The 17,044-nt window shown below is 64.9% G+C and carries 18 protein-coding genes; 9 read left to right on the forward strand and 9 right to left on the reverse strand.

Going from position 1 to position 17,044, the window contains the following annotated elements; genetic code table 11:
* Positions 1-259: 259 nt before the first annotated feature.
* Positions 260-1,885: an FMN-binding glutamate synthase family protein gene (locus AC628_RS37345; protein ID WP_074131656.1), complete on the forward strand. Its 1,626-nt coding sequence runs from the start codon at positions 260-262 to the stop codon at positions 1,883-1,885.
* Positions 1,886-1,895: 10 nt separating this feature from the next.
* Here AC628_RS37345 and AC628_RS37350 read toward each other — a convergent pair whose 3' ends face one another.
* The 5 genes from AC628_RS37350 to AC628_RS37370 all read right to left on the reverse strand — a co-directional run bounded on the left by AC628_RS37350 (position 1,896) and on the right by AC628_RS37370 (position 8,377).
* Entirely contained in the window at positions 1,896-3,359 is a 1,464-nt protein-coding gene (locus AC628_RS37350) for an FAD-dependent monooxygenase (RefSeq protein ID WP_074131657.1), read from the reverse strand.
* Positions 3,360-3,703: 344 nt separating this feature from the next.
* Positions 3,704-5,698: a carbohydrate porin gene (locus AC628_RS37355; protein ID WP_074131658.1), complete on the reverse strand. Its 1,995-nt coding sequence runs from the start codon at positions 5,696-5,698 to the stop codon at positions 3,704-3,706.
* A gap of 307 nt (positions 5,699-6,005) precedes the next feature.
* On the reverse strand, positions 6,006-6,203 hold the full coding sequence (locus AC628_RS37360; RefSeq protein WP_143202017.1) for a hypothetical protein: 198 nt from the start codon (positions 6,201-6,203) through the stop codon (positions 6,006-6,008).
* Between the two features lie 38 nt (positions 6,204-6,241).
* Positions 6,242-7,888: an NRAMP family divalent metal transporter gene (locus tag AC628_RS37365; RefSeq protein WP_074131660.1), complete on the reverse strand. Its 1,647-nt coding sequence runs from the start codon at positions 7,886-7,888 to the stop codon at positions 6,242-6,244.
* 177 nt (positions 7,889-8,065) lie between these two features.
* Positions 8,066-8,377, reverse strand: coding sequence for a hypothetical protein (locus AC628_RS37370; RefSeq protein ID WP_074131661.1), 312 nt, complete (start codon positions 8,375-8,377; stop codon positions 8,066-8,068).
* Between the two features lie 334 nt (positions 8,378-8,711).
* Between AC628_RS37370 and AC628_RS37375 the strand changes: the two genes are divergently transcribed.
* On the forward strand, positions 8,712-8,981 hold the full coding sequence (locus AC628_RS37375) for a metal-sensing transcriptional repressor (RefSeq protein ID WP_074131662.1): 270 nt from the start codon (positions 8,712-8,714) through the stop codon (positions 8,979-8,981).
* Between the two features lie 132 nt (positions 8,982-9,113).
* Here the strand turns inward: AC628_RS37375 and AC628_RS37380 are convergent, their stop codons facing one another.
* From AC628_RS37380 to AC628_RS37390, 3 genes are all read right to left on the reverse strand, one after another.
* Positions 9,114-9,377, reverse strand: a complete 264-nt coding sequence (locus AC628_RS37380) for a hypothetical protein (RefSeq protein ID WP_074131672.1) — start codon at positions 9,375-9,377, stop codon at positions 9,114-9,116.
* 187 nt (positions 9,378-9,564) lie between these two features.
* On the reverse strand, positions 9,565-9,765 hold the full coding sequence (locus AC628_RS37385) for a hypothetical protein (RefSeq protein ID WP_143202018.1): 201 nt from the start codon (positions 9,763-9,765) through the stop codon (positions 9,565-9,567).
* Between the two features lie 125 nt (positions 9,766-9,890).
* Positions 9,891-10,697 carry a creatininase family protein gene (locus AC628_RS37390; protein WP_074131664.1) on the reverse strand — a complete coding sequence of 269 codons (807 nt, stop codon included), beginning with the start codon at positions 10,695-10,697 and terminating at the stop codon, positions 9,891-9,893.
* 144 nt (positions 10,698-10,841) lie between these two features.
* Between AC628_RS37390 and AC628_RS37395 the strand changes: the two genes are divergently transcribed.
* The 5 genes from AC628_RS37395 (at position 10,842) to AC628_RS37415 (ending at position 15,381) form a co-directional block, all read left to right on the forward strand.
* Positions 10,842-11,885 carry an ABC transporter substrate-binding protein gene (locus AC628_RS37395; RefSeq protein ID WP_074131665.1) on the forward strand — a complete coding sequence of 348 codons (1,044 nt, stop codon included), beginning with the start codon at positions 10,842-10,844 and terminating at the stop codon, positions 11,883-11,885.
* Between the two features lie 226 nt (positions 11,886-12,111).
* Positions 12,112-12,918 carry an ABC transporter ATP-binding protein gene (locus AC628_RS37400; protein ID WP_074131666.1) on the forward strand — a complete coding sequence of 269 codons (807 nt, stop codon included), beginning with the start codon at positions 12,112-12,114 and terminating at the stop codon, positions 12,916-12,918.
* Positions 12,915-13,703, forward strand: coding sequence for an ABC transporter permease (locus AC628_RS37405; RefSeq protein ID WP_074131667.1), 789 nt, complete (start codon positions 12,915-12,917; stop codon positions 13,701-13,703). Before AC628_RS37400 ends, AC628_RS37405 begins: the two co-directional genes overlap by 4 nt.
* Positions 13,703-14,686 carry a 2-hydroxyacid dehydrogenase gene (locus AC628_RS37410; protein WP_074131668.1) on the forward strand — a complete coding sequence of 328 codons (984 nt, stop codon included), beginning with the start codon at positions 13,703-13,705 and terminating at the stop codon, positions 14,684-14,686. The genes AC628_RS37405 and AC628_RS37410 overlap by 1 nt, the downstream gene beginning before the upstream one ends.
* Positions 14,686-15,381, forward strand: coding sequence for an AprI/Inh family metalloprotease inhibitor (locus AC628_RS37415; RefSeq protein ID WP_074131669.1), 696 nt, complete (start codon positions 14,686-14,688; stop codon positions 15,379-15,381). Before AC628_RS37410 ends, AC628_RS37415 begins: the two co-directional genes overlap by 1 nt.
* A gap of 101 nt (positions 15,382-15,482) precedes the next feature.
* Here AC628_RS37415 and AC628_RS43485 read toward each other — a convergent pair whose 3' ends face one another.
* Complete coding sequence (locus AC628_RS43485; protein ID WP_143202019.1) at positions 15,483-15,707, reverse strand: hypothetical protein; 225 nt, start codon at positions 15,705-15,707, stop codon at positions 15,483-15,485.
* Here AC628_RS43485 and AC628_RS37420 point away from each other — a divergent pair.
* Together AC628_RS37420 and AC628_RS37425 are read left to right on the forward strand one after the other, a co-directional pair.
* Positions 15,697-16,098: a YciI family protein gene (locus tag AC628_RS37420; protein ID WP_074131670.1), complete on the forward strand. Its 402-nt coding sequence runs from the start codon at positions 15,697-15,699 to the stop codon at positions 16,096-16,098. The genes AC628_RS43485 and AC628_RS37420 overlap by 11 nt on opposite strands.
* An 80-nt stretch (positions 16,099-16,178) precedes the next feature.
* On the forward strand, positions 16,179-17,044 hold an 866-nt coding region (locus AC628_RS37425; protein ID WP_074131671.1), incomplete at its 3' end, for an RNA polymerase sigma factor.

Raw genomic sequence — 17,044 nt, forward strand, 5'->3', positions numbered from 1 at the left:
ACGATGTGACTCGCGGAGAGAGGCCCCCACCCCGACCCTCCCCCGCAAGCGGGAGAGGGAGCGCAGTCTTTGCGCGGTCACCTTCGTTGCACTGCAGCAGGTGGGACAAGTTGAACGACCGCGGCACTCACACCCGCCCATCCGGGCGGTTGTCACACCTGTGACTGCTCGGCCGTATAACCGTAGTGCACTTGTTCCGCGAGTTAGATTAGGCTCACCGCCGTCAGGGTATTCTGGGCAGACCGGTTGAGGGATTTTGATGGACACGCTTCTGCTTCCGTTCTCACCGCGCTTCATCGTGCTGACGATCTGCGCCGTCGTCACCGCGCTGCTGCTGCTGGTTGGAATTTTCGACCACAAGGTCTTCAAGATCATCCTGATCCCGCTGGTCATCTTCGGCGCGCTGACCCTGCTCGGCATCCGCGACTTCACGCAGAAGAACCACGCGGTGCTGCGCAACTACCCGATTTCGGCGCATGTCCGCTTCCTGCTCGAGGAAATCCGCCCGGAGATGCGGCAGTATTTCTTCGAGAGCGAGAAGGACGGCATGCCGTTCTCGCGCGACACCCGCGCGGTGGTCTATCAGCGCGCCAAGATGGTGCTCGACAAGCGGCCGTTCGGCACCCAGGAGGACGTCTACCGCGAGGGCTACGAGTGGATGCATCATTCGGTGGCGCCGAAGCCGCGTGCCGACGAGAAATTCCGCATCACGATCGGCGGGCCCGATTGCACCAAGCCGTATTCGGCCTCGGTCTTCAACATCTCGGCGATGAGCTTTGGCGCGCTCAGCCCGAACGCGGTGCGGGCGCTGAATGCCGGCGCCAAGAAGGGCGGCTTCGCCCACGACACCGGCGAGGGCGGCGTCAGCCCCTATCACCGCGAGATGGGCGGCGACATCATCTGGGAGGTCGGCTCCGGCTATTTCGGCTGCCGCAACCGTGACGGCACCTTCAATCCGGAGCTCTTTGCAAGCGTCGCGGGCGACGACCAGATCAAGATGGTCGAGCTCAAGATCAGCCAGGGCGCCAAGCCCGGCCATGGCGGCGTGCTGCCGGCCGCGAAGGTCTCCGAGGAGATTTCCAAGATTCGCGGCGTGCCGATGGGCGAGGACTGCATCTCTCCCGCCTATCACAAGGCGTTCTCGACGCCGATCCAGATGATGGAATTCATCGCCCAGATGCGCAAGCTGTCCGGGGGCAAGCCGGCCGGCTTCAAGATGTGCATCGGCCATCCCTGGGAGTTCCTGGCGATCTGCAAGGCGATGAAGGAGAGCGGGCTCTATCCCGACTTCATCGTGGTCGACGGCAATGAAGGCGGCACCGGCGCCGCGCCGCTCGAGTTCATGGACCATTTGGGCATGCCGATGCGCGAGGGCGTCAATTTCGTCCACAACGCGCTGATCGGCATCGGCGCGCGCGACCGCATCAAGATCGGTGCTGCCGGCAAGATCGCCACCGCCTTCGACATGGCGCGCGCGATGGCGATCGGGGCCGACTGGTGCAATTCGGCCCGCGGCTTCATGTTCGCGCTCGGCTGCATCCAGTCCCTGAGCTGCCACACCGACCGCTGCCCGACCGGCGTCACCTCGCAGGACCCGATCCGCAACCGCGCGCTCTATGTGCCGGACAAGATCGAGCGCGTGTACAACTACCATCACTCGACCCTGCACGCGCTGACCGAGCTGCTCGCCGCCGCCGGCCTCGAGCACACCAAGGAGCTGCGCCCGATCCACTTCTCGCAGCGGTCCTCGACCACCGACGTCCGCACCTTCGCGCAGCTCTATCCGACGCTGCGCCCGGGCGAGTTGCTCGAAGGCACCCAGGATCCCCGCTTCCGCGACGCCTGGGCAATGGCGCGCGCGGATTCGTTCCAGCCGGCGGGGTAGGGCGTCCCGCTTACGTCGGCGCGCCGAACCATCTGGTCAGCGCCTCCGTGAGGCCGGTGCGGGTCCGGTCTCCGACCCACGCCACATAGCCGTCGGGCCGGATCAGCACAGCTAAGGGTGCCGGAACCGGGCCGAGCGCGGGAATCTCGAAGGCGCCGGCATCATCGGCGTCGACCAGCTGAACCCGGTCGGTCCATCCCGCGATGTCGAAGCTGCCGGGCTCGCCGAAATTCAGCAGCACCGGCCGCGCCTGGTGCAGCAGCGCGAAGACCCGGCGCGGGCCGTCGGCGGTGACGAGGTCTAGGTCGGGCATGCGGCGTCCGAGCAACGGATGGCCGTCGCCGAGATCGTAATGAAGGTCGAGGCCCGACATCATCGCGACAAATCGTCGGCGCGGCTCGTCTATGCGCAGCAGGTCGGAGACGATTTCGTTCAGCGCCTTGCTGCGCGCATCGGTGCGGCTGAGCGCGACGTGCGCCATGGTGTTGCGCAGCACGCGGGCCGCGACCGGATGCCGTTCGGCCTGATAGCTGTCGAGCAGGCTGTCCGGCGAGATCAGCTTGACCACCTGGGCGAGCTTCCAGCCCAGATTCACCGCGTCCTGCACGCCGATATTGAGCCCCTGTCCGCCCATCGGCGGATGTACATGGGCGGCATCGCCGGCCAGCAGCACGCGCTGCTTGCGATAGCTCACCGCCTGCCGGGTCATGTCGGTGAAGCGCGAGATCCAGGCCGGATTGTGGATGCCGAAATCGGTGCCGTACGCGGCGGCCAGCGTCTCGCTCACGTCGCGCAGGGTCGGCTCTCTTTCGGTGCCGAGTTGCCGCTCGGTCAGCACGACCCGCACCCGCCCGCTGTCCTCCACCTTGCCGATCGCATAGGTGCCGGTGTCGTCCTGGCGAAAGCCCCATTGCGGTTCGCTGGACATCTCGGCTTCGGCGATCAGCCAGCTCCTGGTCGGATCCCATCCGGCGAATTCGATACCGGCCGCCTTGCGCACGACGCTCCGGCCGCCGTCGCAGCCGACGAGATACTGCGCGCGGAGCCGGCCGTCTGCCAGCTCGACATCGACGCCGGTGTCGTCCTGCGCAAAGCCGGTCACGTCGCGTGCGCGATAGATCGGCACCGCGAGCTCGCTCACCCATTCGCCGAGAATGCGTTCGGTATGGGTCTGGAACAGCCCGAGCGTGAAATTGCGCCGGGTCGGAAAGTCGGTGATATCAAGCGGAACCAGATGCGAGTGGAACAGCACCGCGGGATGGCGCGTTCCCTGCGCGACGAATCGATCGCCAATGCCGCGCTGATCGAGCACCTCGATGGTGCGCGCATGCAGGCCGCCCGCCCGCGAGCCGATCAGGTCCGCTCTCGCGCGCCGCTCGACGACAGCGACATCGACCCCGGCCAGCGCCAGTTCGCCCGCCAGCATCAGCCCGGTCGGACCTCCTCCGGCAATCACCACAGCATGTTCCCGCATCCCGCACTCCTCCGTTCGATTGGGCGCGCGTTCTACGGGATGACCCCCGGGCTTGCGGCAAGCCCGGGGGGGTCTACATATATCTGAGTGGGGAGAGGGCGTTTGCTGTCCCAACCAATTCAGCCGTCATTGCGAGGAGCGAAGCGACGAAGCAATCCATGCTTCGGCATACGCGGCGCTATGGATTACTTCGCGTCGCTCGCAATGACGGGGAAAAAATTTGAACCCTGAACGGGTTTCGTAGCCCGGATGAAGCGAAGCGAAATCCGGGGGCGGTCGAACGTGCTCGCCACCTGCCCCGGATTTCGCTGCGCTCCATCCGGGCTACAACAGCTACGTCAGGATCAAAACTCGCCGTGGATGCGGCCGGAGAAGATGTGCACCGGGCCGCGGTCGGCGTTGTAGGCGGGGTTGGTGATGAACTGATAGTCCGCGGTCAGCGTCAGGTTCTTGTTCACCTGGTAGGCGTAGTAGGTCTCGAAAATCCGCTCCGGGCTGTAGTTCAGCGCGCCGTCGCCGATCAGGATGCCAAGGCCGCCGGCGGCGAGGTAGTCGCGGTGCGCGGCCGAGAGCCCGTTGACCGCGCCGCCGATGCCGATCGTATCATTGGCCCGGCCCCAGGAGCTGCCCTTGATCGACAGGCCGCCGGAGACGCTGCGATCGACATCGGTGAACGACAGGATCTCGTTGCGGCCGTCGTTCCAGCTCAGACGGCCGAACAGGCCGACATCGGTTGCGATCTGCTGCTCGCCGTTGAGGTAGAAGCCGTATTTGGTGTTGTCCTTGCGGATGCCGGCCATCACGTCGTTGATGTCGAGCGCCGGGTTGGCATCCTCGATCGCGAGCGCTTGGGCGTAATTGCCGGTGTTGCCGCGATTGCCGAACACGCCGACGCGCAGCTTGCCGGGCTGATCGAAGATCGAATAGCGACCCTCGAATTCGATCACCGCACCGCCGTTGTTGGGGTTCGAGATCAAGACGTCGTTGTTCGGTGCATTGGGCACCTGGAACACGCCGGCGCGCACCGCCCAATCCTTGCGGTTGAACTCGACCACGGCACCGCGGGTGTAGCCGGGCAGGTCGGCCGGAAAGTCATAGGCCGCCGACGCCCACATCGCCCAGTTCATGAAGTCGGCGCGCGGGTCCTTGGCGTAGGAATTGCCGTCGAAGAAATCGCCGATCGCGAAGCGGCCGACGATGAGGGTGAGGCGATCGATGTCGCGCTTGCCCGCGATCTGGTTGGGACCGTCGGGAACGTCCTCCTGCTCGCCGCCGAAGCCGAAGGTCTGCTTGAAGTAGTAACGTTGCGGCCGGATCCTCGGATATTCGGCGCCGGCCTTCTGCGCTTCGCCGTTCGGGAAGCCGGCGATGCCAAGTGTGCCGTTGAGGCCGAAGCCCTGCGCGGTCTCCGGGTTGAAGTAGAGCTCGCCACCTTCCCACAGCTTGACGCCGAGGAAGGCGGTCGTGGTCCAGGTCTGCTGCACCTGCCCGACCGCCGGAAGGCTGTTGGTGCCGCTATAGGCTGAGCGGAAGGACGGGTAGCCTTGTCCGATCAGCGTCGTCTGCGCATGCACGGACCAATTGTCGGATTCCGGCAGCCGGGGCTGGGTCGGGGTCGCCGACCATGGCGAGTCGCCGAGCTGATAGTTCAGCCCAAATTTCAGCAGGTGCAGTCGCGGGTCGATGCTGACGCCGGGCATGCCGAAGTCGCCAAGACCGACCGTACGGCGCGACAGGTCGACGTAGTCGTATTCGAGCTTCGCAGTCCAGTTGCCGCTCAGCGCAAATTCGGCGCCGGCGCCGACGGTCCATCCGGTCTGATACTGCCCCGGTTCGGAGACGACGTTGCCGGCATTGTCATTCACCCGGACCTGGGTGCGGCCCCAGGCGAAGCCGCCGGTGACATAAGGCATCCAGCCGTTGAGGGCGTAGCCGGCGCGGCCGCGCACGGTGCCGACATAGTCGATCGAGGAGTTGAAGGGACCGAGCATGCGCCGCGGCAGATCGACCGGCCCGACGAATGTCGCGTCGGCCTCGACGCCGAGCACGAAGCGGTTTGCGAACTGGCGATTGTACCCGACCTGGAAGCCGCCGATCCCGCCCGTGATGCTGTGTGGAAAGAAGACGGCCTGCAGGGGAAGCGGATTGGTACCTGCACCGAGGCTGCCGTCGCCATAGCCGACATGGCCGCCGACATAGAAGCCGGTCCAGCTGTAGACCGCCTTGGCGGCGGGAGATTTGAGCGGCAGATCGGCCGCGGCGGCAGGCGTGCCGAATGCGGCCGCGCCGAGCGCTGCGCCGGCGGCGATCCGAACCCGGGAGAGGCGGACGCAAGTCATGACGCGGCTTTCCGCGGACGGTTGGCGATTTCGCCCGGCATTGCAGATTTGGCGGCCACTTGCCACCCGAGATTTGAAGTCATTGCCCGCCGTCCCCGGTCCGATCCGTATCGTCCCATCCAAAGCCAGATCAGCACCTAGCATCCCCTGGTGCTTATTGCAAATCATTCGCAATAGCAACTGAGGTGCTCCGGATACCTCTTCGATTTGCATGCCACTATGACAGTCACGCAACAGCACGCGACCGGAGCCCTCGCCGGCTGCGATCGACCGCCCGCCTGTGGCAAATCGGCCGAGCCCCGGCCGTTCAATCAGCGCCACCATCGTCTTCTTCCCTTGTCTTGATGAAAGCCGGTTGCGATTTGCTGCCGAGCACGATCCTCGCGCCGGCTCCTTCCACACATCGCACCGTCGACAGCGCCGTCCTTAAGCCGGCGCCTGAAATCATGCGTCGCTGATGGAGCGCGGTTGCGCCGCGCAGGATGGCGCTCGCCAGCCTGAACAACACGATCGCGCCCCATCGCTGGCCGCGGCCAAGCGTCGTCACGCCCCGACCGTGGCGAGCTGGACGATCCGCAGCAGCACGAGCCCGGCGGCGACGACCAGATAGCCGCGCAGCACGATCATCCAGATCCGGCTCAGCGGGCTGAGCCGCGCCGGCGGCAGCCGGTCGAGCGGCGGCATCCGCCAGGTGTCGCGGTCGAACAGCGGCGGGTGGTGTCGCTTGAAGCGGAACGAGGCGTTGCGGCGCGACGACATCTCGTACAGCTTCGCGGCTGCCGTGACCGCGAGCGCAAGCACGCTGCCGCCAATGAGGATGCCGATGATCCAGGCCTCGCCGAGATCGGGGAACAGCACCGCGGCGGTCAGGATCACCGACAGCATCACCAGCCCCGCCACCACTGCGCCGGTGAACAGGTTCAGCCGGGTCGAGTTGATCCAGGGTCCGAGGATGTGGCGGTCGTTGCAGAGCAGCAGCAGGAACACGGTCGCGCTCGGCAGCAGCACGCCAGCGAGCGTCTGTACCGCGTTGGTGAGCAGCCCGAGCGGTGTGCCCGGCGTCAGCACCAGCACCGCGGCGAGCACGATCAGGCCGCAATAGACGCTGTAGAAGCCTTTCGCATCCCACGGCTTGCGGTGCAGCGAGTGCTTGACCGCGAACACGTCGCCGATCGCGTAGGCCGTCGAGAGGGAGACCGCGGCCGCGCCGATGATGCAGGCATCCAGCAGCGCGAGGGCAAACAGCACCGCCGGCAGCCGGCCGGCGTATGTCTCGAGTCCGACCGCGGTCCCCAGTGCGTCGGTGTAATTGCCGAATTCCGGCCTTCCTGCGAACACCTCGGCGCAGAACGAGATCATCGCCACGGCGCCGACCACGACCAGCACGATGCCGATGCACAGATCCATCCGCTCATAGCGGATGAAGCGCGGCGTGATCCGCTTGTCGACGATGTAGCTCTGCTGGAAGAACAATTGCCACGGCGCCACCGTGGTGCCGACGATCGCGACGATCAGCAGCATCACTTCGCTGAGCTTGGCGTCGTGCGGCATCTTCGGCACGAAGAAGTCCGAGGCGATCTGCCCGATCGGCGGATGCACCATCAGGATGACAGGCACCAGCAGCAGGCTGCCGGCGACCAGCACGATGCCGAAGCGTTCGAAGCGGCGGAAGTCGCCGGTCGAGACCGCCAGCATCACAATGACGGCCGAAGCCAATACGCCCCAAAACTGCGAGACGCCGAGAAAACTGAGCGCGAAGGTGATGCCGATGAATTCGGTGACGATGGTCAGCGCGTTCAGCACCAGGAGGTCGATGACGCTGAAGGCGCCCCAGAACTTGCCGAAGCGCTCGAAGATCAGCTGCGCATGGCCGACGCCGGTGACGGCGCCGAGCCGCACCACCATCTCCTGGTTGACGTAGAGCACGGGGATCAGCAGCAACAGCGTCCACAGCAGCGCGGTGCCGTAGTTCTGGCCGGCCTGGGTATAGGTGCCGAAGGCGCCGGCGTCGTTGTCGCCGACCATTACGATCAGGCCGGGGCCGACGATAGCGAGCAGGGTCTTGAAGCGGGCAAGCAAGGTCGCGCGCGGCGCGGTGTCGTCCCGCGCGATGCTGCCGAGCGCGCCGCGGATGTCGCCGGCATGCGCGGTGTCTAGAATGGCGGTTTGGGTGGTGTTGGTATCGTTCATATCGCGTCCCTCTCGCCGCCCTTCGGGCACGGCGAGAGGGACGCGGAGCGGTCAGGCGCGCATCTCTCCGCTACCGTGAGCAGCGGCATTTCCAGATGTCATGCAGTTCGAAGGTCCCGTTGCCGCGCCGCGATGGCGCGCAACGGGACCACTAGGTCCTTCGTCCATGTCGGTCCTTCAGGCGGTTGCGGTCAGCTTTGCGGCGAAACGCGCGATTGTTGCGCGCGGGCCGGAATGCCGGTCCGCGCGCCGCTGTCGGTCGAGATCATTCGTTGATGATTCGAGGGTGGTTTCGACGATCCACCGGCACTCCAGCCGGCCGTCGATCAGGATCCAACGGCAGGCCGGGATTGGGCGCCGGCGGTCCGCCGGGCGGCGAAAACCCGGCAGGTTGTCATTGGAATAGCTGGCCGGCGGCGGCGGCATGCGCCGCGGCTCGACACCGCGCCGCGGGCTTGCTTGCCGGAATTTTGCGAGCTTTTCGAACATCGCTCACCTCCACTTCCGCTGTCGCGCGGCAGGCCGGTGAGGAGCAGGCGGTTACGCGAGGCGCAACCACCCATCCACGCAGGCAATCTGCGCGACAGTCTTGCTATGTTGCGGCGTCAACAGTCCCGTCGTGGGTCTACTGTCGCCTGAGTTGCTACTGCCCATGTGCCTTCTGTGCTGGCTCGTGGTCCGGTTGATGTCCGGGGCAGAACCCCGTTGCGGAACGAATGTTCCGACTATCGGGCACTACGCCCGTCACAATGGCCTGTCAACCCGATTCTGCTATCCTCCGGGGAGGATCATGACTATCCTCCGGGGAGGATAGGAGAACCATATGCCCGACGACCATCCGCACGTTGCGATCGCCCGGCGCCTGAAGCGCGCCAACGGCCATCTCGAGACCATCGTCGAGATGATCGAGCAGGGCCGGCCCTGTGCGCAGATCGCCCAGCAATTGCAGGCGGTGGAGAGCGCGATCGAGAGCGCCAAGAAGGCGCTGATCCACGATCACATCGGCCACAGCCTGGAAGACACGCTGAAGGCATCGGGCCCGAAGGGCCGCAATGTGCTGCGCGACTTCCGGCTGATCGCGAAATATCTGTGACCCGCGTCGGTATGTCGCGAGCTGATGGAGGTTGACCCGCCCGGGGGATCGCCGGACGGGTCGTGTGCGACACGGGGTGGATGAGGACCCGCGCCGAACGCAGGATCCGCAGCCTTTGGAAAAACCCGTCGATCAGTAGCAGGAGCGCACGCGGCCGATGTAGTTGCCGTAGGCGTCGAACTGGCGCACCCAGCCGCAGCGGCGATAGCCGGTGTCGTAGTAGCCGTCGCTGGCCGCGATCGCGCTGCCGACGATGGCGGCGCCGACGAGGCCCGCGCCAACGCCCCAGCCCCAGCCGTATGGCTTGGCTTCGGCCTGCGACGTAGTGGATGCGATGGTGCCGGTCACGGCGAGCGCGGCAAGGGCGAGGGCGGCGAACTTGGTCTTGATCGACATGGGATACTCCATCCTGTGTGGGCGCGGCGCCGGTGTGGTCCGCATGCCCGTTGGACGGAGGCTTTCCGGTTCCGGTTCGAAGGCCGATCCGGGAAATATGGTTTCGTGAATTGTTTCGTCGCGACGAACAAGACGAAGTAATTCGCGGTATTATGACGCAACGCCTAAAGGGGCGGAAAGCCAATCATTACTGCAAATGCTTTTTCAGGAAATCAAACAGGAGCCCGCCTCCAACGAAGTACGGCAGCAGAGCCATCCACAGAAGGCGATGAAATTGGCGCATCATGATCTGCCCTCTCGCGTCAAGCTGGTCGTAGGAGGGAGCCCCTCGGAGCAATCGCAACTTCCACTTGCTGACGCCCGGTAAGATATGCTGCGAGATTTCCATACCGAGAATCCAAATCCGGGTTCCCAGAATTACGAAACCAACAACCCAGCAAAATTGAAGCAGATCAAGCCAAGCTGGCATAGGGACTCAAATCTCCTCCAACGCCATAGCACCGGCAACTCCGGTCAGTTGCCCTGAAATACGCCCGGATCGAACCTGTCGACATCCGCGAGCAGCTCGGAGAACGCGCGTGCGCCATGCTCGAGCAGCTGCTCGCCCTTGTCCGCAGAAGCCTTGGTCGCATCGCCGATGGCGCCGCTTGGATTGAGATCCTGCGCCTGCCAGGCGAACGGCGCCGGCCGCTGGGTCGACAGCAAGCGGTGATCCTTCTCGATCTGAATGCTCGCGGGCTTGAAGTCCGCGATTGCATCCTTCCGCACATGTTGCGGATACTTCGCCAGCATGATCGAGGTCTCGACCGCGCCGCCATGGATGCCGTGGCGCAATTCGTCGGCCTCGAACAGCCCGTCCGGCGTGCCGAAGCGCGACCAGCTCGTGGTTACCACCAGCATTTGGTGTTGCGCGCGCAAGTCCTGCGCCACCAACTGCATCGCGGCGGAATTGCCGCCATGGCTGGTCACGATCACGAGCTTCCTGATCCCGGCGCGCGCCACGCTCTCGCCGAGCGCCATCCAGCTCTTCAGCGCCACATTGGTCGGCAGGGTCAGCGTGCCCGGAAAATCGATGTGCTCGGTGGAGATGCCGACCGGCTGCAAGGGCAGGAACGTCGCCGGGACGGTGGCCGGCAGCAGCGCCTGCACCCGCGCCAGATATGCCTCGCCGATCATGACGTCGGTTCCAAGCGGCAGATGCGGTCCGTGCTGCTCGGTCGCGGCCAGCGGCAGCACCGCGATCCAGCGTGCGGCCGCGCCCTCGGCGATATCGGGCCAATGGATGGCGGTCCAGTCACGGGGCGGAAGCTGAGAAGTCATCAAGGCTATCGTTTCAATACGAGCGTTTCATGGGATGGATTTGCAGGCTAGTTTGTTTAACATCGTGAGGCGTTCGCGTCTCCGGGCGCGGTCCGCGTCTTCCCGCCTTCCATCATGGGCCATAATATCAGACGGAGTCCAACCATGATCCCGGCCTTTTTGCTGCGAGCGTTAACCACAGCTCTGCTGGCCGCCACCCTCGGCGTTTCCGTAAGCCTCGTTCCGGCGCGGGCGCAGAGCTCGGACAAGACCTTGGACAAGGTCTCGTTCGGCACCAATTGGGTCGCCGAAGGCGAGCATGGCGGGTTCTTCCAGGCGCTTGCCGACGGCACCTACAAGAAATACGGCCTCGACGTCACCATCGTGCCCGGCGGTCCCAACGAGAACAACCGCATGCTCCTGATCGCGGGCAAGCTCGACTTCTTCATGAGCGCGAACTCGCTGCAGACCTTCGATGCCGTCACCAACAACGTGCCGCTGGTCGCCGTCGCCGCTATGTTCCAGAAGGACCCGCAGGTCTTCCTGACCCACCCGGAGGTCAAGGTCAGCAAAATCGAGGATCTGAAGCCGCTGACGCTGCTGATCTCGAAGGAAGGCATCACCAGCTATTTCCAGTGGCTGAAATCCGAATACGGCTTCGACGAGAACAAGGTGAAGCCCTACACGTTCAACCCGCAGCCCTTCATCGTGAACAAGCAGACCGCGATGCAGGGCTATGTCACCTCCGAGCCCTTTGCGGTCGAGAAGGCCGCCGGCTTCAAGCCGAACGTGCTGCTGCTCGCCGATTACGGCTTCAACTCCTATTCGACCTTGATCGAGACGCGCCGCGACCTGGTCGACAAGAAGCCGGATCTGGTGCAGCGCTTCGTCGATGCCTCGATCGTCGGCTGGTACACCTATGTGTACGGCGACAATTCGGCCGGCAATGCGATGATCAAGAAGCTCAATCCCGACATGAACGACGAGCTGCTTGCCTATTGCGTCGCCAAGATGCGCGAGTACGGCATTGTCGATTCCGGCGATTCCATCAAGAACGGCATCGGCGCCATGACCGACGAGCGGATGGCGAGCTTCTTCGACAAGATGGTGCGCGCCGGCGTGGTCAAGAGCACCATCGACTATCGCCAGGGCTATACGCTGCGCTTCGTCAACAAGGCGGTCGGCGTCGAGCTCCGGCCGAAGAACTGACGGCCGGAATCAGCGTGATGAAGTCTGCCCCAAATCGTGCGGCATCGGTGATCCACCTCTCCCCTTGTGGGAGAGGTCGGATCGCATCGTCAGATGCGATCCGGGTGAGGGGTGACGCTCTCTCATGGGACCTGCGCCCCCTCACCCGGCGCTTCGCGCCGACCTCTCCCCGGTGGGGAGAGGTGTCCCTCGCGGCACGATCGCGCTCAGCCATATCCAACCCTCGATGATAGAGAGCATCGTGCCGGAAACCGATGCCAGTGGCCCAGCCGTGCGCCTGCGCGGCGTCACCAAGACCTATGATAGCGGTGTGGCGGCGCTCGGGCCGCTCGACCTCGATGTCAAAAGCGGCGAGTTCGTCTCGCTGCTCGGGCCCTCCGGTTGCGGCAAATCCACCGCGCTGCGAATTATCGCAGGCCTCGCTGCACCGAGCACAGGCACGGTCGAGCTCGCGCATCACGACACCGAGCGGCGCGGCAGCCACCGGATCGGCTTCGTGTTCCAGGAGCCGACCCTGATGCCGTGGGCCACCGTGCGCGACAATGTCCGCCTGCCGCTGAAGCTTGCCCGTGCGCCGGCGACCGACGCCGAAATGCGCATCGATGCTGCGCTCGATCAGGTCGGGCTGGCGGAGTTCGCGGGCGCCTATCCGCGCGAATTGTCCGGCGGCATGAAGATGCGGGTGTCGCTGGCGCGTGCGCTGGTCACCGATCCTGACATCCTGCTGATGGACGAGCCGTTCGCGGCGCTCGACGAGATCACGCGCTTTCGCCTCAACAACGATCTCTTGACGCTGTGGCGCGATTTGCACAAGACCGTCATTTTCGTGACGCACTCGGTGTTCGAGTCGGTCTATCTCTCCGAGCGCGTGATCGTGATGACGGCACGTCCGGGTCGGATCGGGGCCGAGTTTCGCATTGCATCGACCGAGCCGCGCGGCGAGGAATTCCGCACCTCGGCCGAATACGCCGCGTTCTGCCGCGAGGTGTCGCATGCGCTGGCGCCATCCTATGCAGGGCAGGCGGGCGCATGAAGTCTCCGCAGGACCTCATCCGCTTTTTGCTTCCCGTCGCGGTGTTCGCCGCGGGGCTCGTGCTCTGGGAAGCGATCGTCCGTACCTATGGCATCCAGCCCTATGTGCTGCCGAGCCCGCTCTTGGTGCTGAAGACGCTGGTTGCGGACTGGCCGATCCTGTCGCAATCGCTCGGCGTTACGCTGCTGACCACGCTCGAGGGTTTCGTTGCCGCCGCGGTCGGCGGCGTCGTGTTGGCGCTGCTGTTCAACCAGTCGAAATGGCTGGAATATTCGCTGTTTCCCTATGCGGTCGTCTTGCAGGTCACGCCGGTGATCGCGATCGCACCGTTGCTGCTGATCTATCTGCAGCAGCAAACCGCCGTGATCGTCTGCGCCTGGATCGTGGCATTCTTTCCGGTGCTGTCGAACACCACGCTCGGGCTCAACTCGGTCGATCGCAACCTCGCCGGATTGTTTCAACTTTATGGCGCGTCAAGGCTGCAGACATTGCTGTTCCTGAAGCTGCCCGCGGCGCTGCCCTACATCCTCGGCGGCCTGCGCATCGCCGGTGGGCTGTCGCTGATCGGCGCCGTGGTCGCGGAGATCGCGGCGGGCAGTGCCGGCGCCGGCTCGGGGCTTGCGTTCCGGATCGCTGAATCCGGTTATCGGCTGAATATTCCCCGCATGTTCGCAGCACTTCTGCTGCTATCGCTGGCCGGGATTGTCATCTATGGGTTGCTGGCGCTAGTTTCGCACCTGTTGTTGCGGCGTTGGCATGAGAGCGCGTTAGGAAAGGAAAGTTGATGGCCCCGATTTCTTCCGAAAAGATCGATCTGCTGATTTATGGACCGATCCGGCCAATCCTCGAAAACGGCTTTTCCGACCAATACGTGCTGCACAAGGCCGAGAGCCGCGGCGACCTCGAGCGGCTGACGCCGGACACGATGGGCAAGATCCGCGGCATCGCCGTCACCTATCACACGATGGCGACCGACAAGACCGCGATGGCGCTGTTTCCGAAGCTCGAGATCGTCGGCAGCTTCGGCGTCGGTTACGACCACGTCGATTCCGCCTATGCGCGCGATCACAATATCGTGGTCACCAACACGCCTGACGTGCTGACCGAGGAGGTCGCCGACGTTGCGATGGGGCTCTTGATCGCGACGCTGCGCGAGTTCGTCAAGGCCGACCGCTACGTGCGCTCCGGCCTGTGGCAGACCCAGAATTATCCGCTCAGCGTCGGCTCGCTGCGCGACCGCAAGATCGGCATCGTCGGCATGGGCCGGATCGGCCAGGCGATCGGACGCCGCCTGGAGGCCTCGCGGGTGCCGGTGTCCTATCACTCGCGCAATCCGTCCAAGGATGTCTCCTACAAGCATTATCCCGACCTGATCGAGATGGCGAAGGCGGTCGATACCCTGATCGTGATCGTGCCGGGCGGCGCCTCGACCGCGAAGATGATCAATGCCGACGTCCTGAAGGCGCTCGGCCCGCGCGGCGTGCTGATCAATGTCGCGCGCGGCTCGGTGGTCGACGAGCCGGCGCTGGTCGCGGCGCTGAAATCCGGCACCATCCTCGCCGCCGGCCTCGACGTGTTCGCGGCCGAGCCGAACGTGCCGGACGAGCTGAAGGCGATGCAGAACGTCGTGCTGTTGCCGCATATCGGCTCGGCGTCGGTGGTGACGCGCAACGCAATGGACCAGCTCGTGGTCGACAACATCACGAACTGGTTCGCCGGCAAGCCGCCGCTGACGCCGGTCGCGGAAACGCCGGTCAAGGATCGCTGATGACATTGTCCCGCTTCAACGTCGTGCTGTGTCTGCTGCTGGCCGGGTGCGGTCCGGCCGCCGCGCAGGATGTCACGACGTTGAAGAAGGACATGATCGGGCAGTGGGAGCTCGCCACCACCGAGCGCAGCAAGACCTGCGTCGTGACGTTGAAGAGCGACGCGACGCCGCAAGGTTTCAAGCTCGAGCTCGAGCCGGCCTGCGCCGCCGCGCTGCCCTTCACCAAGGACATCGTCGGCTGGAGCATCAAGGGCCTCGGCGATATCGTGCGGCTGCACAACGCGGCCGGCGAGGCCGTGATCGATTTCACCGAGGTCGAGACCGGCATCTTCGAGGGCATGCGCACCAACGAGGGCGTCTACATCCTGCAGAATCTCGCCGCCGCCCGCTCGCTCGCCAAGTCGATGGACCAGATGATCGGCGACTGGTCGATGGTGCGCGGCAACGGCCAGGCGATCTGCGCCCTGGTGCTGACCAACACCGACGCCGGCAACGACAATTTCCAGGTGTTCATGAAAGGCAAATGCGATCCCGCGGTCGCAGCCTTCAATCCGACGCAGTGGCGGCTCGATCACGGCCAGATGATCCTGATGTCGGCCAAGGGCGAGACCTGGCAGTTCGAGGCCGACGACAACGCCCAGTGGCGCCGCGTCCCCGACAGCGCCGACCCGCTGATCATGTTGCGGGAGCAGTGAGGGGGCTGACGAATGGCACTCCCCCGCATACGGCACTTGCGGGCAAGGGGGCTTGCGCAATTTCGGAATACTAGAAATATATCCCTGATTTGCCCAACGTGTCAAGTTGCCGTGTCGAGCGCCGGCAGCCGCCGGCTCCTTTGCATGGGGTTGTTTTCGATATTTCGGCAGAGCGCAGTTTGCCCTGATCTGTCGTCCACCTCGAAAATAATTCCCGACCCCGTGTCGATCCGGCGGTCGCCGGATCGTCGTCCCCGATAGCGAGCCGGTTTTGCGGCGGTTATCGTCGCTTCTCGCCCAAACAGGAGTTTTCCGATGCGGTTCATGTATATCGTCACCTCGTCCCAGCCCCCGCGGCCGCCGACGCCGGCCCTGATGGAGGCGATGGGCAAGCTCGCCGAGCGGGAAATCAAGGCCGGCCGCATGATCGACACCGGCGGGCTGCTGCCGGTCGCGATGGGTGCCCAGGTCCGCATCACCGACGGCAAGCTCAACGTCATCGACGGGCCGTTCGTCGAGACCAAGGAGATGATCGGCGGCTACGCGATCTTCGAGCTGCGCAACAAGGAAGAGGCGGTGGCCGCCGCCGTGGAGTTCATGCAGCTGCACAAGGAGCATATGCCGGGCTGGGAAGGGACCTGCGAGGTTCGTCCGTTCGCGGCGATGGGCGTTGACGGCGCCTGCCAGGTCGATGTGTCCGCAGCGCTTGATGCGTAGCGGACAGGGCGTTTTCAGGCGAAGCGGCTTCCGGTTCGCGTGAAGACAACGCGTCCAGGCAACAATCCAGGTCGGCGGCGATGACGGTCGCCGACATCCAGTCCACGATCCTTGCGGTGTGGCGCATCGAGCAGCCGCGGCTGATCACCCGCCTGTCGCGGATGCTGCGCGACGTGCCGCTCGCCGAGGATCTGACCCAGGAAGCGCTGGTCGCCGCGCTTGAGCACTGGCCGGCCGACGGCGTGCCGGAGAAGCCGGGCGCCTGGCTGATGGCGACCGCCAAGCGGCGTGCGCTCGATCACATCAGGCGCAGCAGCATGCTGACCGGCAAGCACGGCATGCTGGCCCATGATCTGGCGCGGGAGCAGGAGAGCATGCCCGATTTCGATTCCGCGCTCGACGACGATATCGGGGATGAATTGCTGCGGCTGATCTTCACCGCCTGCCATCCGCTGCTGTCGCGCGAGGCGCGCGCCGCGCTGGCGCTGCGCATGATCTGCGGCCTCACCACCGAGGAGATCGCGCGCGCTTTCCTGCAGGCAGAAGCGACCATCGCCCAGCGCATCGTGCGCGCCAAGCGCACGCTGTCGGAGTCGGGCCTCACCTATGAGACGCCGCGCGGCGCGGCGCTGTCCGAGCGGCTCGCCTCGGTGCTCGAGGTCACCTATCTGATCTTCAACGAGGGCTATACCGCTGCGCGCGGCGACGAATGGCTGCGGCCGCAGCTCTGCGACGAGGCGCTGCGCATCGGCCGCGTGCTGACCTCGATCGCGCCGTCGGAGCCGGAGGCTCACGGCCTGCTGGCGCTGATGGAGTTCAATGCCTCGCGGATGGCGGCGCGCACCGATGCAGGCGGCGAGCCGATCCTGCTGATGGACCAGAACCGCGCGCTGTGGGATCGCCTGCAGATCCGCCGCGGGCAGCTCGCGCTGGCGCGCGCCCGCGA

The organism is Bradyrhizobium sp. NAS96.2 (assembly GCF_001908235.1).
Classification (GTDB): Bacteria; Pseudomonadota; Alphaproteobacteria; order Rhizobiales; family Xanthobacteraceae; genus Bradyrhizobium.

Coding starts and splice junctions, on each gene's coding strand:
- AC628_RS37390 (WP_074131664.1), bottom strand. CDS start 10,697: ATGACTTCTCAGCTTCCGCCCCGTGACTGGACCGCCATCCATTGGCCC.
- AC628_RS37415 (WP_074131669.1), top strand. CDS start 14,686: ATGACATTGTCCCGCTTCAACGTCGTGCTGTGTCTGCTGCTGGCCGGG.
- AC628_RS37365 (WP_074131660.1), bottom strand. CDS start 7,888: ATGAACGATACCAACACCACCCAAACCGCCATTCTAGACACCGCGCAT.
- AC628_RS37345 (WP_074131656.1), top strand. CDS start 260: ATGGACACGCTTCTGCTTCCGTTCTCACCGCGCTTCATCGTGCTGACG.
- AC628_RS37405 (WP_074131667.1), top strand. CDS start 12,915: ATGAAGTCTCCGCAGGACCTCATCCGCTTTTTGCTTCCCGTCGCGGTG.
- AC628_RS37375 (WP_074131662.1), top strand. CDS start 8,712: ATGCCCGACGACCATCCGCACGTTGCGATCGCCCGGCGCCTGAAGCGC.
- AC628_RS37410 (WP_074131668.1), top strand. CDS start 13,703: ATGGCCCCGATTTCTTCCGAAAAGATCGATCTGCTGATTTATGGACCG.
- AC628_RS37400 (WP_074131666.1), top strand. CDS start 12,112: ATGATAGAGAGCATCGTGCCGGAAACCGATGCCAGTGGCCCAGCCGTG.
- AC628_RS37420 (WP_074131670.1), top strand. CDS start 15,697: ATGCGGTTCATGTATATCGTCACCTCGTCCCAGCCCCCGCGGCCGCCG.
- AC628_RS37355 (WP_074131658.1), bottom strand. CDS start 5,698: ATGACTTGCGTCCGCCTCTCCCGGGTTCGGATCGCCGCCGGCGCAGCG.
- AC628_RS37370 (WP_074131661.1), bottom strand. CDS start 8,377: ATGTTCGAAAAGCTCGCAAAATTCCGGCAAGCAAGCCCGCGGCGCGGT.
- AC628_RS37385 (WP_143202018.1), bottom strand. CDS start 9,765: ATGGAAATCTCGCAGCATATCTTACCGGGCGTCAGCAAGTGGAAGTTG.
- AC628_RS37350 (WP_074131657.1), bottom strand. CDS start 3,359: ATGCGGGAACATGCTGTGGTGATTGCCGGAGGAGGTCCGACCGGGCTG.
- AC628_RS37380 (WP_074131672.1), bottom strand. CDS start 9,377: ATGTCGATCAAGACCAAGTTCGCCGCCCTCGCCCTTGCCGCGCTCGCC.
- AC628_RS43485 (WP_143202019.1), bottom strand. CDS start 15,707: ATGAACCGCATCGGAAAACTCCTGTTTGGGCGAGAAGCGACGATAACC.
- AC628_RS37395 (WP_074131665.1), top strand. CDS start 10,842: ATGATCCCGGCCTTTTTGCTGCGAGCGTTAACCACAGCTCTGCTGGCC.